General features: G+C 68.0%; 22 protein-coding genes. 14 read left to right on the top strand and 8 right to left on the bottom strand.

The features are described from left to right. The first annotated feature begins 16 nt into the window (after positions 1 to 16). Positions 17 to 1267, top strand: a complete 1251-nt coding sequence (gene mshC / locus IHQ52_RS15635) for a cysteine--1-D-myo-inosityl 2-amino-2-deoxy-alpha-D-glucopyranoside ligase (protein ID WP_096274955.1) — start codon at positions 17 to 19, stop codon at positions 1265 to 1267. A 91-nt stretch (positions 1268 to 1358) separates the two neighbouring features. Beyond that, on the top strand, positions 1359 to 1667 hold the full coding sequence (locus tag IHQ52_RS15630; RefSeq protein ID WP_006437969.1) for a hypothetical protein: 309 nt from the start codon (positions 1359 to 1361) through the stop codon (positions 1665 to 1667). A gap of 19 nt (positions 1668 to 1686) precedes the next feature. Here IHQ52_RS15630 and IHQ52_RS15625 read toward each other — a convergent pair whose 3' ends face one another. Then, the gene (locus tag IHQ52_RS15625) at positions 1687 to 2781 is read right to left on the bottom strand and encodes an alpha/beta fold hydrolase (RefSeq protein ID WP_232512977.1); all 1095 of its coding nucleotides are present in this window, start codon (positions 2779 to 2781) and stop codon (positions 1687 to 1689) included. An 11-nt stretch (positions 2782 to 2792) separates the two neighbouring features. Then, the gene (locus IHQ52_RS15620; RefSeq protein WP_024498077.1) at positions 2793 to 3671 is read right to left on the bottom strand and encodes a PAC2 family protein; all 879 of its coding nucleotides are present in this window, start codon (positions 3669 to 3671) and stop codon (positions 2793 to 2795) included. 51 nt (positions 3672 to 3722) lie between these two features. Here IHQ52_RS15620 and metH point away from each other — a divergent pair, with 51 nt between their 5' ends. Then, on the top strand, positions 3723 to 7322 hold the full coding sequence (gene metH, locus IHQ52_RS15615) for a methionine synthase (RefSeq protein ID WP_024498076.1): 3600 nt from the start codon (positions 3723 to 3725) through the stop codon (positions 7320 to 7322). 28 nt (positions 7323 to 7350) lie between these two features. Further along, positions 7351 to 8127 carry a crotonase/enoyl-CoA hydratase family protein gene (locus IHQ52_RS15610; RefSeq protein ID WP_096274003.1) on the top strand — a complete coding sequence of 259 codons (777 nt, stop codon included), beginning with the start codon at positions 7351 to 7353 and terminating at the stop codon, positions 8125 to 8127. A 24-nt stretch (positions 8128 to 8151) separates the two neighbouring features. Here the strand turns inward: IHQ52_RS15610 and IHQ52_RS15605 are convergent, their stop codons facing one another. Next, positions 8152 to 9072, bottom strand: a complete 921-nt coding sequence (locus IHQ52_RS15605) for a manganese-dependent inorganic pyrophosphatase (protein WP_238063605.1) — start codon at positions 9070 to 9072, stop codon at positions 8152 to 8154. A 100-nt stretch (positions 9073 to 9172) separates the two neighbouring features. On the opposite strand from IHQ52_RS15605, the gene IHQ52_RS15600 reads away from it, so the two are divergent. Further along, entirely contained in the window at positions 9173 to 9613 is a 441-nt protein-coding gene (locus IHQ52_RS15600) for a MarR family winged helix-turn-helix transcriptional regulator (RefSeq protein ID WP_024498073.1), read from the top strand. Next, positions 9610 to 11085, top strand: coding sequence for an MFS transporter (locus tag IHQ52_RS15595; RefSeq protein ID WP_096274007.1), 1476 nt, complete (start codon positions 9610 to 9612; stop codon positions 11083 to 11085). Before IHQ52_RS15600 ends, IHQ52_RS15595 begins: the two co-directional genes overlap by 4 nt. Position 11086: 1 nt before the next feature. Here IHQ52_RS15595 and IHQ52_RS15590 read toward each other — a convergent pair whose 3' ends face one another. Further along, entirely contained in the window at positions 11087 to 11641 is a 555-nt protein-coding gene (locus IHQ52_RS15590) for a hypothetical protein (RefSeq protein ID WP_232512978.1), read from the bottom strand. After that, on the bottom strand, positions 11638 to 11898 hold the full coding sequence (locus IHQ52_RS15585) for a hypothetical protein (RefSeq protein WP_232512979.1): 261 nt from the start codon (positions 11896 to 11898) through the stop codon (positions 11638 to 11640). Before IHQ52_RS15585 ends, IHQ52_RS15590 begins: the two co-directional genes overlap by 4 nt. A 141-nt stretch (positions 11899 to 12039) precedes the next feature. Between IHQ52_RS15585 and IHQ52_RS15580 the strand changes: the two genes are divergently transcribed. The 5 genes from IHQ52_RS15580 to hisG all read left to right on the top strand — a co-directional run bounded on the left by IHQ52_RS15580 (position 12040) and on the right by hisG (position 15254). Further along, the gene (locus IHQ52_RS15580; RefSeq protein WP_096274009.1) at positions 12040 to 12507 is read left to right on the top strand and encodes a CinA family protein; all 468 of its coding nucleotides are present in this window, start codon (positions 12040 to 12042) and stop codon (positions 12505 to 12507) included. 4 nt (positions 12508 to 12511) lie between these two features. Continuing rightward, positions 12512 to 13306 (top strand): helix-turn-helix transcriptional regulator, encoded by a 795-nt coding sequence (locus tag IHQ52_RS15575; RefSeq protein ID WP_096274011.1) that lies wholly within the window; start codon positions 12512 to 12514, stop codon positions 13304 to 13306. Further along, positions 13303 to 14031, top strand: a complete 729-nt coding sequence (locus IHQ52_RS15570; protein ID WP_262410959.1) for an HAD family hydrolase — start codon at positions 13303 to 13305, stop codon at positions 14029 to 14031. The genes IHQ52_RS15575 and IHQ52_RS15570 overlap by 4 nt, the downstream gene beginning before the upstream one ends. Positions 14032 to 14073: 42 nt before the next feature. Continuing rightward, positions 14074 to 14337 (top strand): phosphoribosyl-ATP diphosphatase, encoded by a 264-nt coding sequence (locus IHQ52_RS15565; protein WP_006437957.1) that lies wholly within the window; start codon positions 14074 to 14076, stop codon positions 14335 to 14337. A gap of 71 nt (positions 14338 to 14408) precedes the next feature. Continuing rightward, on the top strand, positions 14409 to 15254 hold the full coding sequence (hisG, locus tag IHQ52_RS15560; protein ID WP_006437956.1) for an ATP phosphoribosyltransferase: 846 nt from the start codon (positions 14409 to 14411) through the stop codon (positions 15252 to 15254). An 11-nt stretch (positions 15255 to 15265) separates the two neighbouring features. Here the strand turns inward: hisG and IHQ52_RS15555 are convergent, their stop codons facing one another. Together IHQ52_RS15555 and IHQ52_RS15550 are read right to left on the bottom strand one after the other, a co-directional pair. Continuing rightward, positions 15266 to 16126 carry a thioesterase family protein gene (locus IHQ52_RS15555; RefSeq protein WP_096274013.1) on the bottom strand — a complete coding sequence of 287 codons (861 nt, stop codon included), beginning with the start codon at positions 16124 to 16126 and terminating at the stop codon, positions 15266 to 15268. Between the two features lie 48 nt (positions 16127 to 16174). After that, entirely contained in the window at positions 16175 to 17056 is an 882-nt protein-coding gene (locus IHQ52_RS15550; protein ID WP_096274957.1) for a RecB family exonuclease, read from the bottom strand. 162 nt (positions 17057 to 17218) lie between these two features. On the opposite strand from IHQ52_RS15550, the gene IHQ52_RS15545 reads away from it, so the two are divergent. The 3 genes from IHQ52_RS15545 to IHQ52_RS15535 all read left to right on the top strand — a co-directional run bounded on the left by IHQ52_RS15545 (position 17219) and on the right by IHQ52_RS15535 (position 22651). Continuing rightward, positions 17219 to 18049: a tRNA (adenine-N1)-methyltransferase gene (locus IHQ52_RS15545; protein WP_024498065.1), complete on the top strand. Its 831-nt coding sequence runs from the start codon at positions 17219 to 17221 to the stop codon at positions 18047 to 18049. A 183-nt stretch (positions 18050 to 18232) separates the two neighbouring features. After that, the gene (gene arc / locus IHQ52_RS15540; protein WP_024498064.1) at positions 18233 to 20020 is read left to right on the top strand and encodes a proteasome ATPase; all 1788 of its coding nucleotides are present in this window, start codon (positions 18233 to 18235) and stop codon (positions 20018 to 20020) included. Positions 20021 to 20134: 114 nt separating this feature from the next. Then, entirely contained in the window at positions 20135 to 22651 is a 2517-nt protein-coding gene (locus IHQ52_RS15535) for an FHA domain-containing protein (protein WP_096274958.1), read from the top strand. A gap of 119 nt (positions 22652 to 22770) precedes the next feature. On the opposite strand, the gene glgP is transcribed toward IHQ52_RS15535, so the two are convergent. Further along, the gene (gene glgP / locus IHQ52_RS15530; RefSeq protein ID WP_096274015.1) at positions 22771 to 25317 is read right to left on the bottom strand and encodes an alpha-glucan family phosphorylase; all 2547 of its coding nucleotides are present in this window, start codon (positions 25315 to 25317) and stop codon (positions 22771 to 22773) included. Positions 25318 to 25326: the final 9 nt, after the last annotated feature.

Genomic DNA, 25326 nt, shown 5'->3' with positions numbered 1-25326 from the left:
CAATACAGTGGACGCCATGCAGTCGTGGCCCGATGTGGAACTTCCGGCGGTACCCGGCGAAGGACCAGCCCTCCGCCTCTATGACACCGCCGACCGTGCTGTCCGTCCGGTGAGCCCGGGACCGACCGCCACCATGTACGTCTGCGGGATCACCCCGTACGACGCGACCCACCTCGGCCATGCCGCGACGTACGTGACCTTCGATCAGGTGAACCGCGTCCTGCGGGACCAGGGTCATGACGTCCACTACGTGCAGAACGTGACCGACGTCGACGACCCGCTGTTCGAACGTGCCGACCGTGACGGCGTCGACTGGCGTGACCTCGGTGCGCGCGAGACCCAGCTTTTCCGCGATGACATGACCGCCCTGCGGGTGCTGCCGCCGCGCGACTACATCGGTGCCGTCGAGTCGATCGGCGAGGTCATCGAGGTGGTCGAGAAACTACTCGCCTCGGGTGCCGCCTACACCGTCGACGACGCGGAGTATCCCGACGTCTACTTCCGGACCGACGCCACCGAACAGTTCGGATACGAGTCCGGCTACGACCGCGAGACGATGGCGCGGTTCTTCGCCGAGCGTGGCGGCGACCCCGACCGGGCGGGCAAGCGTGACCCGCTCGACGCCCTGTTGTGGCGCGCCAAGCGTCCCGGCGAGCCGTCCTGGGACTCGCCGTTCGGTCCCGGACGCCCGGGCTGGCACATCGAGTGCTCGGCGATCGCTCTGAACCGGCTCGGGATCGAGTTCGACATCCAAGGCGGCGGCAACGACCTGATCTTCCCGCACCACGAGTTCTCGGCCGCCCACGGTGAGGCGCTGACCGATTCGCGACGGTTCGCGCGCCACTACGTGCACACCGGCATGGTCGGTCTCGACGGCGAGAAGATGTCGAAGAGCCGCGGCAACCTGGTGTTCGTGTCGGTGCTTCGCCGCGAGGACGTCGACCCGGCCGCGATCCGGCTCGCACTGCTCGCCGACCACTACCGCGGCGACCGCATGTGGACCCAGTCGATCCTCGACACCGCCGTCGAACGTCTCGACCGGTGGCGGACGGCATTCGTTGCACCCGCCGGACCCGATGCGTCCGATGTGATCGCACGCGTCCGCCAGCACCTCGCCGACGACCTCGACACCCCGAAAGCGCTTGCCGCAGTGGACGCCTGGTGCGCCGACGTGCGGGCCGGCATCGGGTCGTCGGCGGAGTCGCCCGCGGCACTCGCCGCGGCGGTCGACGCCCTGCTCGGCATCCCGGCGACCCGGCAGGACTGATCGGGCCGCGTGCGGCGCCGGAGGTGGGGCCGGACGTCGTTTGGGCTGCACGGGCCGAACAGTGTGCGATGGCTCTGGGTACAGTGCTCTCGTGGCGCGTGTGCAAGAGATCAGACCCGACACCGACTCCGGGGTGTTCACCGTGGTCACCCGGACATCCACCTACCTGCTGGACTTCGAGGAGATGACGCTCCTGCGCGCTCCCGGCGTCGGCGGCACCGACAGCGAGGACTGGACCGTCAGTCGGCTGCGCCGTGACTCGGAGGACATCCCGCTGCTCGGGGTGAAGTCCTGCCGGCTCGGCGAATCGGCTCAGTTCTGGGTGCGAGCGGCCGACGATCCCGACGTCCGTACGTGGCGTATCACCACGCCGGTCGTCTCCATCGAGAGGATCGGCTGAGCGCTGCCCCGCTCGGTCGTCACCGGTGAATCCGCCCGGGCAGGGCGTTGATCGAGTCGACGAACAACGCCGGACGCTGGCGATGGATGTCGTGCCCGGCCGGGATGTGGTCGACGAGTAGGCAATCCGGCATCAGGACGTGGGCCCGGCGCGCGTCGTCGTCGGTCATCGCGCCCAGCAGGACACCGTCCTGTTCGTGCACGGTGGCGTGCAGCAGGGTCACCGGCACGCGGACTCTCGCGAGGGTCTCGGCCTGGTCGAATCCCTCGAACCACGTGCCGTCGTAGAACATCTCGCCGTAGCAGAGGTCGTAGTCGCCGGTGCCGTCCTGCAGGCATGCCGTGAGGTCGAGGGCGCGGTTCATCGTGGGCGGCAGCCACCAGAGTCGTGGGATGCGGCGCGGATCGCGATCGAGCCGGCGTTCGACCGGATCGCGGACCAGTCGCGTCCAGCCCTTGTCGCCGAACAGCGCACGCAGGTGGCTGTGGCGCACCCAGTGGCGCGTCCAGGTCATCTCGGCTTCCCGCGGTGCCGTCAGAAAGTCGTGCATGGGCCGGAAGCCGTCCCGCCACGCGAACGTGGCGGGGGCGCGGTCGGGTTCGGTCGCGAAGAACGGCGCGTCCTCGATGAGGACGGCGCGGACGAGGGCGGGGCAGTCGGCTGCAAGACGTGCGGCGAGCAGCCCGCCCGACGAATGCCCGGCAACCACTGCGGACGAGCCGATCACCGTGTCGACGAACCAGCCGAGTGCGGCGGTCTGTCGGAGCGCCGGATACCACGCCGGATCCTTGGCGGAGCCGCCGTGGCCGAAACAGTCCACGGCGAAGACATGCCAGTCCTCCGACAGTGCGCCGAGCACGGCCGCGTAGTCGCTCCACGAGACCTGCTGTCCGGGGATCAGGAGCAGCGGCTCGCCGCCCGGTGGGCCCTCGCCGTAGCTGATCACCGCGCCGCCGGGCATGGTGACCGACCGTGGGATCACACCGCTGGATGTGAGGAGGGCCGACTCTCGCCGGTCGTAGGTGAGATTTCGGGTGACGTACCCGGCGACGGCCGCCGCCGTGACACCCAGACCGACCGCGCCCGCGACACCGGCACGACGCGCCGCTGCCATTCGGTGGGTGTTCACCCGCCGAACGGCCCCTGTCCGCGTCGCTTGAGATAGCGCTCGAACTCGGCGGCGAGCGCGTCGCCGTCGATCTTCGCCATCACCTCGTCGGGATCCATCTCGGCGTCGCCGCGTTCCTCGAGCCCCCGGACGTAGTCGGCGATCTCCTCGTCGTCCTCGGTCATCTCGGTGACCGCCCGTTCCCACTCCTCGGCCTGCTCGGGCAGCGTGCCGAGCGGGACCTCGATGTCGAGGACCTCCTCGACGCGCGTCAGGAGCGCCACGGTGGCCTTCGGGTTGGGCGGGGTCGACACGTAGTGCGGCACCGCGGCCCAGAAGGACACGGCGGGCAGGCCCGCCTGCACGAAGAGGTCTTGAAGCACGCCGGTGATGCCGGTCGGGCCCTCGTATCGGCTCTCGGTGAGGTTGTACCGGGCCGCCGACTCGCTGCTGTAGGCAGTTCCGGTGACGGGCACCGGGCGGGTGTGCGGGGTGTCGGCGAGCAGCGCGCCCAGCATGACGGTGGTCTCGACCTCGAGCTCCTGGGCGAGTTCGACGATCTCGGCGCAGAACGCACGCCACCGCATGTTCGGTTCGATGCCGCGGACCAGCACGATGTCGCGGTCGGCACCGCGCGGGCTGCAGTACGAGATCGACGTCGTGGGCCATTCGATGCGCCGCGTCACACCGTCGATCTGCTTGACAGTGGGACGGTTGACCTGGAAGTCGTAGTATTCGTCAGAGTCGATGTCGACGAGCGGACGAGCATCCCACTCGAGGGCGAGATGCTCGACGGCACTGCTGGCGGCGTCCCCGGCGTCGTTCCAGCCCTCGAAGGCTGCGAGCAGAATGGGTCTGCGCAGCTGGGGAAGGTTCGACATCTGCTCAGCGTTCACCGAACCAGCCTACGACCGAACACGCAGAGAGGGCGAACTACGCTGTCAACCATGTCCTTCGAATATCCCGGTGATCGCGGCCACAAACCGCGCGACTTCGACACGACCTTCCTGTCGGCGATGTCGCGGCGGGTGCTGATCGGCGACGGGGCGATGGGCACGATGCTCCAGGCCGCGGATCTCACCCTCGACGACTTCCGCAACCTCGAAGGTTGCAACGAGATCCTCAACGACACGCGGCCCGACATCCTCGAAGGAATCCATCGCGCCTACTTCGAGGCCGGCGCCGACGCCGTCGAGACCAACACCTTCGGTTGCAACCTCTCGAACCTCGGTGACTACGACATCGCCGACCGCATCCGCGAGTTGGCCTACAAGGGCACCGCGATCGCGCGTGGGGTGGCCGACGAGATGGGGCCGTCCGCCGACGGCACCGGACGGTACGTGCTCGGCTCGATGGGTCCCGGGACCAAGTTGCCGAGCCTCGGGCACACGACGTTCGCGGTGATCCGCGACGCCTACCAGGAATGTGTCATCGGCATGCTCGAGGGCGGCGCCGACGCGGTGCTCATCGAGACCTCTCAAGACCTGCTGCAGGTGAAGGCCGCCGTGATCGCGGCCCAGCGGGCCATGGATCAGGTGGGTCGCCGGATCCCGATCATCAGCCACGTCACGGTCGAGACCACCGGCACGATGCTGCTCGGTTCGGAGATCGGTGCCGCGCTGGCGGCCATCGAGCCGCTCGGCGTCGACCTCATCGGCCTGAACTGTGCCACCGGTCCGGCCGAGATGAGCGAGCACCTGCGCTACCTGTCGAAGCATGCGCGCATCCCGGTGTCGGTGATGCCGAACGCCGGTCTGCCCGTACTCGGCGCCAACGGTGCCGAGTACCCGCTGACACCGGAGGAGCTGGCCGAGTCGATGGCCCAGTTCGTCGGCGAGTTCGGTCTGTCCTTCGTCGGCGGCTGCTGCGGTACGACGCCGGAGCACATCCGCCAGGTCGCCGCGGCCGTGGCGCAGGTCACCCCCGCGACCCGCACCCCGGAGCACGAGTCGGAGACGTCGTCGCTGTACACCGCAGTGCCCTTCGACCAGGACGCAAGCTTCCTGGTCATCGGCGAGCGCACGAACACGAACGGCTCCAAGGCATTCCGCGAGGCGATGATCGCCGAGGACTACCAGAAGTGCCTCGACATCGCCAAGGACCAGACGCGCGACGGTGCGCACATGCTGGACCTCAACGTCGACTACGTGGGTCGTGACGGTGCCGCGGACATGACTGCACTGGCGAGCCGCTTCGCGACATCGTCGACGTTGCCGATCATGCTCGACTCGACCGAGCCGGAGGTCATCCGCGCCGGACTCGAGGCCCTCGGTGGCCGTTGCGCGGTGAACTCGGTGAACTACGAGGACGGCGACGGACCGGACTCGCGCTTCAACAAGATCATGCGGCTCGTCGTCGAGCACGGTGCGGCCGTCGTCGCCCTGACCATCGACGAGGAGGGTCAGGCACGTACCGCGGACTGGAAGGTCCGTGTCGCCGAGCGTCTCATCGACGACATCACCGGCAACTGGGGCCTGGCCGAAGAAGACATCATCATCGACGCCCTGACCTTCCCGATCTCCACGGGTCAGGAAGAGGTCCGACGCGACGGCATCGAGACCATCGAGGCCATCCGCCGGCTGCACGAGTCGCACCCGGATGTGCACTTCACGCTGGGCATCTCGAACATCTCGTTCGGTCTGAACCCGGCCGCTCGGCAGGTGCTGAACTCGGTGTTCCTGCACGAGTGCGTGCAGGCCGGCCTCGACACCGCCATCGTGCACGCGTCGAAGATCCTGCCGATGGCGCGTATCCCGGAGGAGCATCGTCAGATCGCGCTGGATCTGGTCTACGACCGCCGACGCGAGGGCTATGACCCGTTGCAGAAGCTGATGGAGCTCTTCGAGGGTGTGTCGGCCGCATCGGCTCGGGAGTCGCGTGCCCAGGAGCTCGCGAAGCTGCCGCTGTTCGAGCGGCTGGAACGGCGCATCGTCGACGGTGAGCGCAACGGGCTGACCGACGATCTCGACGAGGCGATGACCCAGGTCCCGCCGCTGTCGATCATCAACGACACGCTGCTGTCGGGCATGAAGACCGTCGGCGAACTGTTCGGCTCGGGCCAGATGCAGCTGCCGTTCGTGCTGCAGTCCGCCGAGGTCATGAAAGCCGCTGTGGCACACCTCGAACCGCACATGGAGTCGACGGGTGAGGACGGCAAGGGCCGCATCGTGCTGGCGACCGTCAAGGGCGACGTGCACGACATCGGCAAGAACCTCGTCGACATCATCCTGTCCAACAACGGATACGAGGTCGTCAACATCGGCATCAAACAGCCGATCGCGACGATCCTCGAGGTCGCCTCCGACAAGAAGGTCGACGTCATCGGCATGTCGGGTCTGCTCGTGAAGTCGACCGTGGTCATGAAGGAGAACCTCGAGGAGATCAACACCCGGGGTCTCGCCGACGAGTACCCGGTGCTGCTCGGGGGTGCGGCGCTGACGCGTTCGTACGTCGAGAACGACCTGTCGGATGTCTACGAGGGTGACGTGCACTATGCGCGTGACGCGTTCGAGGGTCTGCGACTGATGGACGACATCATGGCCCGCAAGCGCGGCGGGGGCCCGGACCCGGACAGCGACGAGGCGAAGGCCGAGGCGGCCAAGACCGCCGAGCGCAAAGCCCGCCACGAACGGTCCAAGCGCATCGCCGCGAAGCGCAAGGCGGCCGAGGTGCCGGTCGAGGTGCCGGCACGTTCGGATGTGGCTTCCGACAACGAGATCCCCACCCCGCCGTTCTGGGGTTCGCGCATCGTCAAGGGGGTGCCGATCGCCGACTATCTGCAGTTGCTCGACGAGCGCGCGCTGTTCCTCGGCCAGTGGGGTCTGCGCGGTGCCCGCGGTGGCGACGGCCCGTCGTATGAGGAGCTCGTCGAGACCGAGGGACGTCCGCGTCTGCGCTACTGGATCGACCGGCTCTCGACCGAGAACATCCTGCAGCACGCAGCGGTTGTGTACGGCTACTATCCGGCGGTCAGCGAGGGCGACACGGTGCACGTGCTCACCGAGCCGGACCCCGACGCGCCGGTGCGGTTCAGCTTCTCGTTCCCGCGCCAGCAGCGGTCGAGGTTCCTGTGCATCGCCGACTTCATCCAGTCACGCGAGGCCGCGAAGGCCGCGGGCCGGGTCGACGTCATGCCGTTCCAGCTCGTCACGATGGGGCAGCCGATCGCGGACTTCGCGAACAAGCTGTTCGCCGAGGACGCCTACCGCGACTACCTCGAGGTGCACGGCATCGGTGTGCAGCTGACCGAGGCGTTGGCCGAGTACTGGCATCAGCGCGTGCGCAGCGAGCTGAAGTTCGGTGACCGGTCGATGGACAGCGAGGATCCCGAGCACGCTCAGGGCTTCTTCGACCTCGAATACCGCGGTGCGCGTTTCTCCTTCGGTTACGGCGCCTGCCCGGATCTCGAGGACCGCGCGAAGATGATCGAGCTGCTCGAGCCCGAGCGGATCGGCGTTCAGCTGTCGGAGGAGCTGCAGCTCCATCCGGAGCAGTCCACCGACGCGTTCGTGCTGCATCACCCCGAAGCCAAGTACTTCAATACCTGAGTCTTCAACACCTGACGGGACGGTGGTCATGGGCGAGTCGGGAGTGATCGAACGGTCGCAGGGGCCGGTCCGGATCATCGGGATCGATCGCCCCGACCGCCGTAACGCCGTCGACCGCGCGACCGCCGACGCCCTGGCCGACGCATTCCGGCGGTTCGACGCCGACGACGCGGTGTCGGTGGCCGTAATCCACGGCGAAGGTGGGACCTTCTGTGCGGGCGCCGATCTCAAGGCCATCGCCGACGGCACGCCCAACCGGGTGGAGTTCGACGGTGATGGTCCGATGGGGCCGACCCGGTTACGGTTGTCCAAGCCGGTGATCGCGGCGATCTCCGGTCACGCCGTCGCCGGTGGTCTCGAACTCGCATTGTGGGCCGATCTGCGCGTCGTCGAGGAGGATGCCGTGTTCGGCGTCTTCTGCCGTCGCTGGGGCGTCCCGCTGATAGACGGTGGGACGGTGCGTCTTCCGCGGTTGATCGGGGAGAGCCGGGCGATGGACCTGATCCTCACCGGGCGCCCGGTGGCCGCCGATGAGGCCCTGCAGATGGGACTCGCGAATCGCGTGGTCCCGTCGGGTACCGCTCTCGACGCCGCCGTCGAGCTCGCGACCCAGATCGCCGGGTTCCCGCAGACGTGCCTGCGTCACGACCGGATGTCCGTGCTCGAGCAGAACGGTCTGGACACCGACGCCGCGTTGATGAACGAACTGCAACACGGCATGGTGTCCCTGGCAGCCGACACCGTCGCCGGCGCAACCCGATTCGCCGGTGGAGCGGGCCGTCACGGTGAGGGTGTCGGGAACTGAGAACTGAGTGTTGTACCGGGCCTATCAGGCCAACTCCTCCGTCAACTGCGGCACGATCTGCTTCTTCCGCGACACGATGCCCTTGCCGAAGGCGTGTCCGTCGGCGACGGTGATTCCGAGGGCGCGCTCGACGGCCTCCACCGGTTCGCCGATCACCAGAAGGTCTGAGTCGCAGGCGATCACGTCGGTGATGAGCAACAGGAAGAGGTCGTAGCCGGCAGTCTTCTTCTCGGCAGTCATGGCCTCGAAGAACTCGTCTCGGCGGGCGAGGACGGCGTCGGAGTCGACGGTCGTCAGCTGCGCGACGCGAACACTGCTGGATCCCATCGAAAAGGTCTTGGCGTCGAGGCCGATGATCGTCGACGCCGGTTTGTCGCCCACTTCTGTTCCCGCACGGAGCAATTGGTTTCCGTATTCGTCGAGATCGACGCCGGCGATGGTGGCGAGTTCCTCGGCGGCGATGCGGTCGGAGTCGGTGGTGGTGGGGGAGTTGAGCAGCAGGGTGTCGGAGATGATCGCCGACAACATGATCCCGGCGGTGTCGGCGGGGATCTCGACCTCGCTCTCGGCGTACATGCGCGTCAGGATCGAACACGTGCAGCCCACCGGCTCCACCCGCATGTAGAGCGGCGCGGCGGTCTCGAAGTTGGCGATGCGGTGATGGTCGATCACTTTCCGGACCGTCACGTCGGCGATGTCGGCGACACTCTGCTGGTGTTCGTTGTGGTCGACGAGCATCACGTCGTGGGGGCTCGCGTGGTCGATGACGCGCGGCGCGTCCAGGCCGAAGTGGTCGAGGGCGAAGGCCGTCTCCGGACCGGGTGCGCCGAGGGCGACGGCTTCCGCATCGACGCCGAGAGCCTGCTCGAGGCGCGCCAGCCCGATTGCGGAGCCGATCGCGTCCGTGTCGGGATTGCGGTGTCCGAACACGAGGATCTTCGACATGGCGACTCAGCTTTCGCTCGACGATGCTGCGTCCCAGCCTACGGCGGAGACCTGTAGCTCACTGATTGCCCGAAGATAGTTGTAAAACTACAATCGTTTTATGTCGACGACCGAAGCGGGCGCGCAGACCGCGACCGAGATCTGGTTCACGATGAACAGCCTCGTGCGTGACCAGGCCAAACAGTCGCGCGCCCGGATCAGCGAGGTCATCGACATCCCCTTCAGCCGGTTCCGGGCACTCCGCCGCGTCGCGCTGCGGCCGATGACGCAGCGGGACCTCGCCGAACGGATGGGTGTCGACGCGTCGGCGATGAGCGGGATCGTCAACGACCTCGTCGGCCGAGGACTCGTGACCCGGGAGGCCGACGCCGACGACGGCCGGTGCAAGCGCGTCACGATCACCGACGCCGGACGGCGAGTGGTGGACGAGGTGACCGAGAACCCGGCCACTGCTCCCGACATGTTCGCCGCGCTCGACGACGAGCAACTCCGGCGACTGGGGGAACTGCTCGACCTCCTCCGTGAGGCGGCCGAGTCGTGAACGCCGCACGGGCCGCCCTGCGCGCCCGCTCGGCCGACGGTGCCCTCACACGGCGGGACCGGCTCGTCATCCTCGCCACCTGCTGCTTGAGCCTGTTCATCGTCGGATTGGACGTCTCGGCGGTGAACGTCGCACTGCCGTCGATCAGCTCGGACCTCGGTGCCACACCGTCGCAGTTGCAGTGGGTCCTCGACGCGTATGCACTGGTGATCGCCAGCCTGCTGATCTTCGGCGGATCGCTCGGAGATCGCCTGGGTCGCAAGCGGATCTTCCAGGTGGGATTGGTGACCTTCGGTGTCGCCTCCGTGCTGTGCTCGCTGGCGCCCACCCCGGAGGTCCTCATCGGGGCGCGCATGCTGCAGGCCGTCGGCGGGGCGATGCTCAACCCGGTTGCGCTGTCGATCGTCACCAATGTCTTCGTCGACCCACGCGAACGCGCTCAGGCAATCGGATTGTGGGGCACCGCATTCGGATTGAGCTTGGCGTTCGGTCCGGTCGTCGGCGGAGCGCTCGTCTCCGGGATCGGCTGGGAGGCGATCTTCTGGCTCAACGTTCCGGTATGCGTGCTCGCCCTCGCGCTGACGATGCGTTTCGTCCCGGAGTCGAAGGCCGAGCGCTCTCGTCGCGCAGACCCGGTCGGTCAGGTCCTGATCCTGGCCTTCCTGGCCACCCTCACGTTCGCGATCATCGAGGGGCGTCCCCAGGGCTGGACCTCACCGGGCGTCCTCGTATGTTTCGTCATCTCCGCCGGTGCGCTCGTCGCGATGGTCGCGTACGAGAGTCGGCGCGCGGAGCCCCTTCTGGACCCACGGTTCTTCCGGAGCGTGCCCTTCTCGTGTGCGGTGGGATGTGCGGTCATCGCCTTCGCCGCCACCGGTGGCTTCCTGTTCCTCAACACCCTGTATCTGCAAGAGGTTCGCGGGATGTCGCCGCTCGACGCGGGACTGATGACCTTGCCGATGGCGGCCGCCTCGGTGGTCTGCGCGCCGATCGCCGGTCGGCTCGTGGGCGATCGGGGAGCCCGGCCGCCGATGGTGATCGGGGGAGCGGCGATGGTGGCGGGCGCCCTGATGCTCACCGGCCTCGGCAACGACACCGCCCTCGTCTACGTGGGCGCGGCATACCTGGTCTTCGGACTGGGATTCGGGTTCCTCAACGCACCGATCACCAACGGGGCGGTGTCGGGGATGCCCCGCACCCAGGCGGGACTGGCGTCGGCGATGGCGTCGACCGGTCGTCAGGTGGGTACCGCGCTCGGTGTGGCGGTGTTCGGTGCGGTGGCGTTCGCGGGGATCGACGGGACGGTTGCCGACGGGCTCGCCGTCGCCGCCCGTCCGGTCTGGCTGATCATGGCGGCGTGCGGCGCCGCGGTCCTTGTTCTCGCGTTCGTGTCGACCGGTGCCTGGGCTCGCGGTACGGCTGCCCGCACGCGGGAACGGATCGAGTCCACGTCGGGGACCTGGGTGACCTGAGTCAGCCCGGCCGGTGCCGAGTTCCGGATTCGATGGCTGCCGGCCCAACGGTGGCCTGCGAGTCCCACCACTCGGCGATCCGCTGCGCGACGGTGTCGGGGGTGCGGACCCAGCCGACGTGCGTCGTGTTCCCGCCCGCCGGGCAGTGCCCGTCGTCGTAGCGCCAGTGGGAGATCGCCTCCGGTGCGAACGCGGCATCGAACGCCGATGCCGCGCCGTCGGTGACGATCTCGTCGCCGTCGAGCCTGATCGCCAGGGTCGGTGTCTGGATCGACCGGTCGACGGCGAACGGCGCCTGACCGGTGAGGACCATACGTGCCCACTGCCGCATCAATGTTCGGGCGGCCGGACCGCCGAAACCCGGTCGTGGCCAATGGCCGACGATCGCCGACACCGGCGTGACGGCTCCCGCGATCGCGCTCAGGGCCACACCGCGGAGGCCGTAGTGGCGGACCGCAGGCACCGACGCCCCGACCGCGACGATTCCGTCGGGCGTGTGATCGGAGGACTGGGCCACCATCGCCGCCAGCTGAGCGCCGAGACTGTGACCGATCACGACCACCCGCGTGCCGGGGACATCGGCGCGCGCGCCGGCGATCGCGTCGGCGAGGTCGGCGGCTTCGTCCTCGTAGGACCAGTCCGCGGTGCGGGAGGGCGGTGCCGAACCTTCTTCGACGCGCGACGCGCGACGACGCGGACCTCGAGGCCGTATCCGGCGAGCGCCTCCGCCAGTCGTCGGTAGACGCGGGACCGTACGGCCATCGCCGGGGAGATGAGGACGGTGGTGGGCGCAGCGGTGCCGGTCTGGGTCATGACCCAAGACTGACGTCGGGTCGTCGCTGACACCACTACCTACCAGGTAGTGGTTTGACCAGGTCGTGGTTTGACGCGGGCCCGATCCGGATACCGTCCGGGGTGCTGTGATCTGACCACCGACCGAGAGGCGAGTGACCGATGTCCGACGTGACCGATTTCTCCGAGACCTGCGCGCGACTGGCCGAGGCGATCGTGGAGCAGGGTGTGCACGTCGCCGTCGCCGAGTCGCTGACCGGCGGCAACCTTGCCAGTGAGCTGAGCAAGGCGCCGCAGGCCGGGGACTGGTTCCGGGGCGGCGTCATCGCCTACCACGAGGACGTCAAGTACGGTCTGCTCGAGGTGCCCGAGGGTCCGGTCGTCAGCGAGACGGCGGCGCGCGCGATGGTGGCCACCACCGCGCGGCTCTTCGACGCCGAGATCGTCGTCGCGGTGACCGGTGAAGCGGGTCCGGAACCCGACGAGGCCGCGCCCGGAACCGTCTGGTTCGGCCTCGATCATCGTGGCCGGGTCTCGGCGGTCCGCAAGGAGTTCGACGGCGGGCCCGAAGACGTTCTCGCCCAGACCATCGCGTACTCGCTCGAACTGATCGAGAGCTGTCTACGATGACCCCATGACCGTCGAGGTGGGAACCCTGCTGCAGCAGTGGCGGTCTCGTCGGTCCATCAGTCAGCTCGACCTCGCCTACGAGGTCGGGGTCTCACCCAAACACCTCAGTTTCGTGGAGACGGGTAAGTCCCGCCCGAGTCCGACGCTCCTCCATGCGCTGTCCGAGCGTCTCGACATCCCTCTGCGAGAACGCAATTCGCTTCTACTCGCGGCGGGACACGCTCCTCGCTACAGTGAGGAACCCCTCGATTCGGAGACCATGACCCGCGTGCGTGCCGAGGTCAGACGGTTGCTCGACGCCCACAACCCCAACATGGGGATGGCCTTGGACCGTGCCTGGAACGTGGTGCTGGCCAACGACACCGCGATGCTGCTCCTGGAGATGCTTCCGGCGGAGCTCCGGACCGGGCCGGTCAACCTGTTCCGGGTGTCGCTCCATCCCGACGGTTTCGCGCGGATGACGCGCAACTTCGACGAGTGGGCGGCCTACCTGCTCGACCTGCTCCGTCGGATGGTGCGGATCACCGGTGACGAACGACTCGCCGAACTCGAGCGCGAGGTGTCGTCCTATCCGACGGTCGCCGGCCTGAGCGGGGACGCCGCGTCCCACAGATCGGGGGCGGCGGGCTCGTTGCTCGTCCCGCTCGAGCTCGCGGTCGGCGACCAGATGCTGTCCTTCTTCAGTACGTTGACCACGTTCGGGTCACCTCGGGACGTGACGCTCGAGGAGCTGACCATCGAGCTGTTCTATCCGGCCGACGAGCCGACCGAGAAGTGGGTTGCGATGATGCAGGGGTGACCGACACCGCTGATTCCGCACTCCGAGCCGACCCCGCCCTCCGACTCCCGGCCGCCGTCCTCTGGGATATGGACGGCACGTTGCTGGACTCCGAGCCGATCTGGGAGATCGCGATGACCGGCCTGGCGGCACGTCACGGCATGGCGATGACGCCGCAACTGCGGGAATCGACGCTGGGAAATTCGCTGCCCGACGCGTTGGCGAAGCTGCACGACGCCGCCGGGATCCCGCCCGAGGACCGCGACCCCGACGCCGACGGTCGGTGGACGCTCGATCGGGTGACCGAACTCTTCGACGAAGGCCTTCCCTGGCGACCCGGCGCTCTCGAGGCGCTCGATCTCGTCGCCGGCGCCGGTATCCCCATGGCGCTGGTGACCAACACGGTGCGCGAGGCGGCCGAGGTGGCGCTGGAGACGATCGGGCGGCATCGTTTCGCCACCACGGTCTGCGGCGACGAGGTGGCCGTCGGCAAACCCGCACCCGATCCGTACCTCCGCGCCGCGGAACTCCTGGGTTTCTCGACCGCGCAGTGCCTGGCGGTCGAGGATTCTCCGACCGGTGCCGCGGCTGCCACCGCGGCCGGATGTCCCACGCTCGTCGTGCCTTCGGCCGCCGCCGTACCCACGGGCGGGCTGCGCACCTTCCGCACGTCGTTGGTCGATCTGGCACGGGACGACCTCGCGAGTGCCTGGGCGGGGCTCCGCGGCGCTGTCCGGATGGCCTGACCCCAGGGCAGGGACGTCCCGCTCACGTGCAAAAATGTCGGGGTGAAGACCTTCGAGGAGCTGTTCGCCGAACTCAGCGACAAGGCCGAGAACCGCCCCGAGGGGTCGGGCACGGTCGCCGCGCTCGACTCGGGTGTGCACACCCTGGGCAAGAAGATCATCGAGGAGGCGGGCGAGGTATGGCTCGCCGCCGAACACGAGTCCGACGAATCGCTCGGTGAGGAGATCTCCCAGCTCGTCTACTGGCTGCAGGTGATGATGATCAAGCGGGGACTGAAACTGGAGGACGTGTACCGACATCTGTGACCGGACGACCCGGCTTCACAGACCACCACCTCCTGCTCAGCTGAGCGCAACCCCACGAAAAGGACATCGAGATGCTGCGAGTGGCCGTACCCAACAAGGGTGCGCTCTCCGAATCCGCGTCGGCCATCCTCGCCGAGGCCGGCTACCGCAAACGAAGTGACTCCAAGGACCTGACGGTTCTCGACAACAACAACGACGTCGAGTTCTTCTTCCTGCGTCCCAAGGACATCGCCATCTACGTCGGGTCGGGGCGCCTCGACCTCGGCATCACCGGACGCGACCTCGCCCGCGACTCGGGGGCCCAGGTCCACGAGCAGCTCGCGATGGGCTTCGGCTCGTCGACCTTCCGCTACGCGGCACCCGCCGACCAGGAGTGGAATGTCACCGACCTCGCCGGCAAGCGCGTCGCGACCTCGTACCCCAACCTGGTGCGCGACGACCTCGCCGGCCGCGGCATCACCGCCGACATCATCCGGCTCGACGGCGCGGTCGAGATCTCCATCCAACTCGGTGTGGCCGACGCCATCGCCGACGTCGTCGGTTCCGGGCGGACCCTGCGCCAGCACGGGTTGGCCGCCTTCGGCGAGTCGCTGTGCGACTCCGAGGCCGTCCTGATCTCGCGTCGCGACGCGGAGCTCACCAAGGCCGAGAAGCAGTTCGTCGCCCGCGTCCAGGGCGTCGTCTTCGGTCAGCAGTACGTGATGATCGACTACGACTGCCCCAAGACGCTTCTCGATCAGGCGTCGGCGATCACCCCGGGTCTCGAGTCGCCGACGGTGGCCCCGATGGCCGACCCCGACTGGGTCGCCGTGCGCGCGATGGTCCCGCGCAAGGATCACCAGAACCTGATGGACGAGCTCTCCGAGCTCGGCGCCAAGGCGATCCTCGCCACCGACATCCGTTCCTGCCGCTTCTAGGCGTTTGCGGGTCAGCCCACGGCGTTGAGCATCACCGTCTGCGCCGACCGGCCGATGTAGCCGGACGTGTCGTAGAGGTCGGCGAAGGTGCCGCCGAAGCCGTCCGGACCGGCGACCATGTGCGCGTCGATACCGACCCACGGTCCACTCGGCACCCGGGTCAGATGCACGGTCGTGTCCGTGTTCATCCAGGACCAGCGGTCCGGTCGGAGCTGGGTGCCCAGCCCGTTCGCGACGTCGATGACCGTGAAGATCGACTCCAGATCGGAGGTCTTCTCACCCTCGACCAGCGGGATGGCCGGCCGCAGCCAGACCGCGGGCGTCGAGCCGTTCCGGCCCGTGGTCCGCGCCGACTCGACGGTGCCGATGAATCCGAGCGTGCCCCAGTCCACCGCCTCGCCGCTGTCGTCGGGGAATCCGATCTGGCTGGGCAGTTCGTCGGGCAGCGGGGACAGGGGAACGGGACCGTTGGCGATCTCACCGGTGTCCGCGGCGCGGATGCGCCAGCCGACGGAACGGGCTGCTGTCCGGAACGATCCGTCTGGCTGCTGCACGTCGAGTTCGGTCTCGACGAGGCTGATCTGCCGGCCGGGGCGGATCACCCGAGCGTGAATCCGGTTGATGCCCAGCCCTATCGGGCCCAGGATCTCGGTCGTCACCCGGGTGAAGTGCTGCGCGGGATCCGGATCGCACCGCAGCAGCGAGCGCATCATCAGCGCCGACGGCGGGCCGCCGTGCTGCATCGTCGGTGACCACACGCTCAGGGTGGCGTCGGTCGGCCGGAAGTATTCATGAGGCGCCGACGGGTCGGCGGCCGGGCTGCTGCCGTCCGACGCCGGGGCGTCGACGGGTACGTAGTACGAACTCTCCACGCTTCCAGCCTATGTCTGTCGACATAGTCGAGCATTCCGGGGTGTGGTTCAGGACACGAACCCCGGCGGCGGACCCGGGTAGGGCGGAATCTCGCCGCCGAACTCCGGACACCGCGCCTGATGCTCGCAGAACCTGCACAGGCGCGACTTCCGCGGCCGGAAGTCCCCGGAGGCGACGGCGGTGCGGATGGCCTGCCAGATCGCGCGCAACGTCCGCTCGAAGCGGAGGAGCTCGTCATGATCGGGGTGATAGATCAGCTGCTGGCCGTCGGACAGGTACATCAGTTGCAGACGGTTCGGCACGGCGCCCCGCGTCCGCAGGATCGCCAGTGCGTAGAACTTCATCTGGAACAGGGCCTTGGCCTCATAGGCCTCGCCCGGGGAGCGTCCGGTCTTGTAGTCGACGACGCGGATCTCACCGGTCGGTGCGACGTCGATGCGGTCGATGAACCCGCGCATCAGCATGTCGTCGGCCTCGATCTCGACGTGCTCCTCCACCGCGTCGGCGTCGAAGGCGGTCGGGTTCTCCATCGTGTAGTACGTCGCGATGAGCTTGTGCGCGCCGGCGATGAACGCCTCCTGACCGCCCTCGCCGATCACCCGCGCGAGCTGTGGGTCTTCTTCGCACAGGGCCGCCCAGGCGCCCTCGACGAGCAGTTCCGCGGAATCCTGGGTCCGGAGTTCGGCCGGCATGTCGAAGAGATTCTCGAGCGCGGCGTGTACGACGGTGCCCCGCGTCTGTGCGGCGGTGGGAGTCTCCGGGAAGCGGTCGATGGCACGGAAGCGGTACAGCAGCGGACACTGTTTGAAGTCCGCCGCCCGCGACGGAGACAACGCGAGCCGGCGTCCGACGATCCCGCGCGTGCTGTCCGACGGGGGCGGTTCCGGCGCGGGGGCCGCGCTCGTCGAGGTGTCGCCGGTGCCGGTCATCGTGCTCACATCTCGCAGGGTAGGCCGCGGCCCCGACACTCTGCCGATCCGACACCCATCTGCGGTCGGGTATCGTCCTCACGGCCCACCGGACTCCCGACCACCACAGTTTCCGCGTACCGCGGGAGGTCGGAGCCGTCCCGTTCACGAGAGGAAGCACCAGTGCCCACCACCGGACCGTTCGCCGTAGGCGACCGGGTTCAGCTGACCGATGCCAAGGGCCGAAAGTTCACGGTGCACCTCGAAGAGGGCAAGCTGTTCCACACCCACCGCGGCGCCATCGCGCACGACGACCTCATCGGCTCGCCGGAAGGCAGCGTCGTCTCGGCCACCAGCGGGACCCAGTACCTCGCACTGCGGCCACTGCTCGTCGACTACGTGCTCTCGATGCCGCGCGGTGCGCAGGTCATCTACCCCAAGGACGCCGCCCAGATCGTCCTCGAAGGCGACATCTTCCCGGGCGCCCGCGTCCTGGAGGCCGGCGCCGGTTCGGGCGCGCTGACATGTTCGCTGCTGCGGGCCGTCGGCGCCGACGGCGAGCTGGTCTCCTACGAGATCCGCGACGACCACGCCGAACATGCGATCCGCAATGTCGAGACCTTCTTCGGCGGCCGCCCGGCCAACTGGAACATCGTCGTCGACGACCTCGCCAATGTCGGCCAGGACGAGCGCTTCGACCGCATCATCCTCGACATGCTCGCGCCCTGGGAGCCCCTCGACGTCGTGCGGACCATATTGAAACCAGGCGGAGTCCTGACCATCTACGTGGCGACCGTCACGCAGCTCTCACGCGTGATCGAGGCGTTGCGGGAGCAGGAGTGCTGGACCGAACCGCGTGCCTGGGAAACCCTGCTACGGGAATGGTCGGCCGTCGGTCTGGCCGTGCGCCCCGAGCACAAGATGCAAGGCCACACCGCGTTTCTGATCACCGCCCGCCGACTCGCCGACGGCACGACCACGTTGCGACCGCAACGTCGTCCGACGAAGGGCTGAGGTCGGCTCGTCCCGAGCGGGAGTGAAGATCGCGAACACGTTGCGAAGACGCACATTTAACACACCGTCAACACTGCCGATCGCGGGGTGAAGGGCGATTCTGCGTCCGTGCCGGTAGCGTAGGGATACGGCGCGAGCATTCCGATCGTGGGATCGGGTGATTGCCGGGGAGAGGAGTCAGCAATGACCGAATCTGACCGCCATGACGCCACCGGGGACCGTGCGGTCCCCGAGAGCGCGAGTGCACCCGACGAGGGCTTCACCCCTGCCTATACCCCGCCTCTCGCGAGGAGTGGGTCCGAACGCCCGTCGTTCGGACGCCAGGCAGACAACACAGACCTCCAGGAACGCGTCGACAGCCTGACGGCGCGCAACGCGAAGCTGCTCGACACGCTGAAAGAAGCGCGTCAGCAACTCGTCGCCCTGCGCGAGGAGGTCGACCGCCTGGGTCAGCCGCCGAGCGGCTACGGAGTCCTGCTCGACGTCTATCCGGACGCCACCGTCGACGTGTTCACCTCCGGTCGCAAGATGCGGCTCACCTGCTCGCCGAACATCGACACCGAAACCCTCACCAAGGGTCAGACGCTGCGTCTCAACGAGGCCCTGACCATCGTGGAGGCCTGCGAGTTCGACACGGTCGGCGAGATCAGCACCCTGCGCGAGGTTCTCGGGGACGGCAGGCGGGCACTGGTCGTCGGTCACGCCGACGAAGAACGAGTCGTGTGGCTCGCCGAGCCCCTGCTGGGCGAGGTCGACGCCGAGGACGGCAAGCGTCGCAAGCTCCGCCCGGGCGACTCGCTGCTCATCGACACCAAGGCCGGTTTCGCCTTCGAACGGGTCCCCAAGGCAGAGGTCGAGGACCTGGTCCTCGAAGAGGTGCCCGATGTCGGTTACGAGGACATCGGCGGCCTGGGCCGGCAGATCGAGCAGATCCGCGACGCCGTGGAACTGCCGTTCCTGCACAAGGACCTGTTCCGCGACTACCAGCTGCGTCCGCCGAAGGGTGTCCTGCTCTACGGTCCGCCCGGTTGCGGTAAGACGCTCATCGCCAAGGCCGTCGCCAACTCACTGGCCAAGAAGATCGCGCTGGCCCGTGGCGACGACGCCAAGGAGGCGAAGTCCTACTTCCTGAACATCAAGGGCCCCGAGCTGCTCAACAAGTTCGTCGGTGAGACCGAACGTCACATCCGGCTGATCTTCCAGCGCGCCCGGGAGAAGGCATCCGAGGGCACCCCGGTCATCGTGTTCTTCGACGAGATGGACTCGATCTTCCGCACCCGCGGATCCGGTGTCTCCTCGGACGTGGAGACCACGGTCGTGCCGCAGCTCCTCAGCGAGATCGACGGTGTGGAAGGCCTCGAGAACGTCATCGTGATCGGAGCGTCGAACCGCGAGGACATGATCGACCCCGCGATCCTGCGTCCCGGCCGACTCGACGTGAAGATCAAGATCGAGCGTCCCGACGCCGAGTCGGCGATCGACATCTTCTCGAAGTACCTCACCGAGGAGTTGCCGATCCACGCCGACGACATCGGCGAGTTCGGCGGCGATCGCACGGCATGCATCAAGGCGATGATCGAGAAGGTCGTCGAGCGGATGTACGCCGAGAGCGAGGACAACCGGTTCCTGGAGGTCACCTACGCCAACGGCGACAAGGAGATCATGTACTTCAAGGACTTCAACTCGGGCGCGATGATCCAGAATGTCGTCGACCGGGCGAAGAAGTACGCGATCAAGTCGCAGCTCGACACCGGTGCCCCCGGTCTGCGTGTGCAGCACCTCTTCGATTCGATCCTCGACGAGTTCGCCGAGAACGAAGATCTGCCCAACACCACCAACCCGGACGACTGGGCCCGCATCTCGGGCAAGAAGGGCGAGCGCATCGTCTACATCCGGACCCTGGTCACCGGCAAGTCCTCCGGGGCGAGCCGCGCCATCGACACCGAGACGAACACCGGGCAGTACCTGTAACACGAGCCCTGTCCAGCAGACGGCCGACTCCCCAGGGGGTCGGCCGTCTACTCGACAGAACGGCGTGAAAACCGTCGTCAAGCACTAAAGTTGGCGGCGATGAACAGTACATCGATGGCGCGCGGGCGGGTGATCGTCGACGGTGGGGTGCCGCATCCGTTGGGCGAGTCCCCACGTATCACCCTGGGCCGCGAACCCGACAACGACATCGTGATCAACCATCCGATGGTGTCGCGTCGTCATCTCGCCATCGAATGGCGCGGAGCTGCCTGGTACCTCGTCGACATCGGTAGCACCAACGGCTTTTTCGCCGGTGGCCGGCGTATGGCGGAGCTCATGGTCGCCGGACCGACGCAGGTCCGGCTCGGGGACGTGAGCACCGGTCCGGTCGTCGACCTGGTGATCGACCCGGCCGCGTACCCGCCGCCGCCCGGCGGCCCGATGCCGTCACCCGGCCGGTCCGGTGCCTTCCCTCCAAGTCCGCGGTCGGCGGGCTTCGCCGCTCGCAGCCATCCGGGACCGAACATGCCGCCCTCGGGCCGCGTTCCGTCACGACCGCCGAGCGGCCCGTCTCGACCGGGCACGCCGGAGCCGATGCCCGCCGAGCTGCGCAACGCCCCGCATCTGCAGGCCCTGCAGCAGAACGTGTCCGCGGTCTACCGGCTGCCGGGCGCGCCCACTCCACCCGAGCGCGAATCGATCTCACTGCGCGGTGTACAGCGGATCGGCCGTACCCCGGACAACGACATCGTCGTCAGTGACGTCCTCGCCTCGCGTCACCACGCCCAGGTGTCCAGCCGCGGCGGGGTCCTGGTCATCGAGGACCTGGGCAGCGTCAACGGCACCTTCGTCAACGGCCGGCGAGTGAGCACAGCGCCGCTGTCCGACGGCGACGTGGTGACGATCGGCAACAGCGACTTCGTGGTGTCCGGCGGCACCCTCATGCGCGGCCAGGAGAGCGCCGCGGTCGCCGACGGTCTCCACGTGCACGGTGTGAGCCTCGTCGTCGACGGTGGCAAGCGACTCCTGGCCGACGTCGATTTCAGCGCCAGCCCCGGTACGCTCACCGCCGTGATCGGCCCGTCCGGCGCCGGCAAGTCGACCGTGTCGAAGATCGCCGCCGGCCTGAACTCGCCGACGAGTGGCCTCGTCACCTTCGAGAGCCGCAACGTCCACGCCGAATACGACGCGCTCCGTACCCGTATCGGCATGGTCCCGCAGAAAGACGTGCTCCACCACAAGCTCACCCTCCGGCAGGCGCTGCGCTACGCGGCCGAGCTGCGACTGCCGCCCGACCTGTCGAAGGACGACCGCGACCGGGTCATCGACGGCGTTCTGCACGAACTTCAGCTGACCGAACACGTCGACACCCGGGTGGAGAAGCTGTCCGGCGGACAGCAGAAGCGTGCATCGGTGGCGATGGAGCTGCTCACGGGCCCGTCGTTGCTGATCCTCGACGAGCCGACCTCGGGCCTCGACCCGGCCCTCGACCGCCAGGTGATGGCGACCCTACGACGCCTCGCCGACGCCGGCCGCGTCGTCCTCGTGGTCACCCACTCGCTCACGTACCTCTCGATGTGCGACCAGGTGCTGCTGCTCGCCCCGGGCGGCAAGACGTCGTTCTGCGGTGCGCCCGCCCAGGTCGAGCAGGAGATGGGCACCTCCGACTGGGCGGAGATCTTCGCCTACGTCGCCGACCAGCCGGACGCCGCGCACACGCGCTACCTCGAACGGCATCGGCGCGCACCGAATCCACCACCGCCGCAACGTCCTCCCGGACCGCCGATACCGGTGCCGCACACCAGCTTCACCAGACAGGCGTCGACCATCGCCCGACGCCAGGTGCGGCTGATCTTCGCCGACATCGGCTACCTGGTGTTCCTCGTGCTGCTCCCGGTGGTCCTCGGTCTGCTGACGCTGGTCATCCCGGGGTCCAGCGGGTTCGCCCGGCTCGATGTCATACCCAACGCGCCGCCGCCCAAGGACGGCGCCGAGGCCATTCAGATCCTGGTCGTCCTCGTCGTCGGTGCGGCATTCATGGGTGCGGCCCTGACGGTGCGCGACCTCGTCGGTGAACGCGACATCTTCGAACGGGAGAGAGCGGTCGGATTGCGTCCCGGCGCATACCTGTTCGCGAAGATCGTGGTCTTCTTCATCGCCGCGATCCTGCAGACGATCATCATGGTCGGCATCACCTTCGCCGGTCGCGGGCTCCCGGACTTCGGCGGTCCGATCCTGCCGCCGCCGCTGGCCCTGCTGGTCGCGGTCGCCGTATTGGCTTGTGTGAGCACCCTTCTCGGACTCGCCATCTCCTCGGCGGTCAAGTCCAACGAGCAGGTGATGCCGCCACTGGTCATCGTGGTGATGGTGCAGCTGGTCTTCTGTGGCGGTCTGTTCAAGTTGGACGGGGCCGGCCTGCAGCAGCTCTCGTGGATCTTCCCGTCGTTCTGGGGATACGTCACCGCTGCCGGCAGCGTCGACCTCTACAACATCAACGTCGCCGCACCCCAGCGGATCACGCTGTGGGAGACGTCGATCGCCCACAGCGCGATCGCCTACGCCGTGCTTGCCTTCATCAGCATCCTGCTGCTGGCGTTCACCTACTCGCGGTTGCGTCTGAAGAAGCGCTGACGCACGACCCCACTGCTGCCTGAGGTGCGAGGAGCGCAAGCGAGGACTTCACTGCTACCTGAGGTGCGAGGAGCGCAAGCGACGAGCCTCGAAGGCCCGGTGAGACGACGTCGAAACTCCTATCCGCCCGCCACCGGATACCGGACGAGACCGAGTTCGGCGTCGTGCGAGAGCTGTTCGTGGTGGGGGAGGACCCGCACCGTGTACCCGAGGTGACCCGACGCGGGCGGGGTGGCCAGAACCGAGAAGACCACGCGGCCCGACGGATCCCGGTCGCCCTCCGACTTCATGTCGATGATCGCGGGATCGACGATCTCACCGTCGTCGGTCACCCGGCCGAGCACCAGCTGGACCCGAAGGTGCTCGGGTGCGATCTCGCCGACCGCGACATGGGCGGACACACGCAGCAGCCCGTCCTCGTGTTCCTCGTCCACGCCCGCGACGACGACCGAGCCCCACCCGGTTTCCACCTCGCGGCGGTACTCCGCGAGATCGCGTGCTCCCGCATGGTCGTCGGCACAGGCCGCGACGTAGGCGGTCGCGGCCGGGCAGTACAGCTCGGTGGTGTAATCCCGGACCATGCGGGACGCGAGGACCTGCGGTCCCAGACGAGTGAGAGTGTGGCGCATCATCTCCACCCACCGCGTCGGCAGCCCGTTCTCGTCCCGCCGATAGAACAGCGGGATCACCGTGTCCTCGAGAAGTGCGTAGAGCGCCTCGGCCTCGAGGTCGTCGCGCCGGTTCTCGTCCTCGACGCCTTCGGCCGACGGGATGGCCCACCCGTTGTCGTCGTCGGCCATCTCGTCCCACCAGCCGTCGAGGATGGACAGGTTGAGTCCGCCGTTGAGCGCCGACTTCATCCCCGACGTCCCGCATGCCTCCATCGGCCGCACCGGGTTGTTGAGCCACACGTCGCAGCCGGCGTAGATGTGCCGGGCCATCGAGATGTCGTAGTCGGGCAAGAAGACGATGCGGTCGCGCAGTTGCGGATCCTCGGCGAAGCGCACCACCTCTTGGATGAGCGACTTGCCGCCGTCGTCGGCCGGGTGCGCCTTGCCCGCGATGACGAGCTGCACGGGCCGGTCGGGGTCGGTGAGGATGCGGCGCATCCGTTCCGGATCGCGCAGCATCAGCGTGAGGCGCTTGTAGGTGGCTGCGCGGCGCGCGAAGCCGATGGTCAGCACGCCGGGATCGAAGAGGTCGGCGGTCCAGGTGAGTTCGGCGTCGGTGAACCCGCGCTCGCGTCCACTGGCGTGCGCCCGGCGCCGCACCTCGGCGACGAGCTCGGCCCGCAACGATTCGTGGGTGGACCAGATGGTCTCCGACGGCAGTCCGGCATAGACCTCCGGCGCCGAATCCTCGTCACCGGCCGCGAAGTCGCGCCACACCCGCGACACCCAGGTGGGTCCGTGAACGCCGTTGGTGACGGCACCGATCGGCACATCCGCGACGTCGAACCCGGGCCACAGGTCGGCGAACATCTCCCGGCTCACCGCGCCATGCAGCTGTGAGACGCCGTTGCTGCGCTGGCCGAGCCGAAAGCCCATGTGCGCCATGTTGAACACGCCGGGGTCGGCTTCGTCGCCGAGTTCGGTGATCGTCGACGCGGGCAGCCCGGACAGCAGGCGCGAGATCCCGGAGTCGTCGGCGTCGAGATAGCGGTTCACCAGATCGGTGGGGAAGCGGTCGATCCCGGCCGGCACCGGGGTGTGCGTGGTGAAGATGTTCGATGCCCGGACGACGGCTTCGGCGGTGTCGAAGTCGAGTCCGGCGGCCACGTACTCCCGGATGCGTTCGGTGCCCAGGAATCCGGCGTGACCCTCGTTCATGTGGAACACGGTCGGCTCGTCCCGACCGGTGATCCGGATGTAGGCGCGCAGCGCACGTACACCGCCGATGCCGAGCAGGATCTCCTGCAGGATGCGGTGTTCCTGGTCGCCGCCGTAGAGCCGATCCGTGACGCCGCGGAGCTGGTCGTCGGTGTTGGCGGCGATGTCGGAGTCGAGGAGCAGCAACGGGATCCGGCCGACGTTCGCCACCCACACCTGGGCCGACAGCGTGCGTCCGCCGGGCATCGCGATCTCGATGACGACGGGTGCGTCCCCGTCGGTGAGGAGAGTGAGCGGTAGATCCCGCGGGTCGTTGACCGGGTACCGCTCCACCTGCCAGCCCTCGTGGTCGAGGCTCTGACGAAAGTAGCCGGACCGGTAGAACAGCCCGACGCCGATCAGGGGGAGGCCGAGATCCGAGGCGGCCTTCAGATGGTCACCCGCGAGGATCCCGAGTCCGCCGGAGTAGATGGGCAGCACCTCGGAGACACCGAACTCCATGGAGAAGTACGCGATCCCGGGCGGCACCGGATGGGTCTGCGCGTATCCGCCGAACCACTGCGGCGCGTCGAGGTACTCCTCGAGGTCCGCGTGGACCGCCGACACCCGCGCGCGGAAGTCCTCGTCGGCCGCCAGTTCGGTGAGCCGGGCCGGATCGACGTCGGCGAGCACCCGGAGCGGGTCGCCGGTCGCCTCCCACCGCTCGGCGTCGATCGTGGCGAACAACTCCTGGGTCGGCGGGTTCCACACCCAGCGCAGGTTGTGCGACAGGGGGCCCAGAGCGGCGAGTTCGGTGGGCAGCGGCACCCGAACGGTGAACCGGCGGAAAGCTTTCACGGCGACGAC

It is taken from the genome of Gordonia amicalis, from assembly GCF_022059885.1.
Taxonomy (GTDB): Bacteria; Actinomycetota; Actinomycetes; order Mycobacteriales; family Mycobacteriaceae; genus Gordonia; species Gordonia amicalis.
Note: the sequence above shows the minus strand (reverse complement) of the source record. Positions and strands in the feature narration are given on the sequence as shown.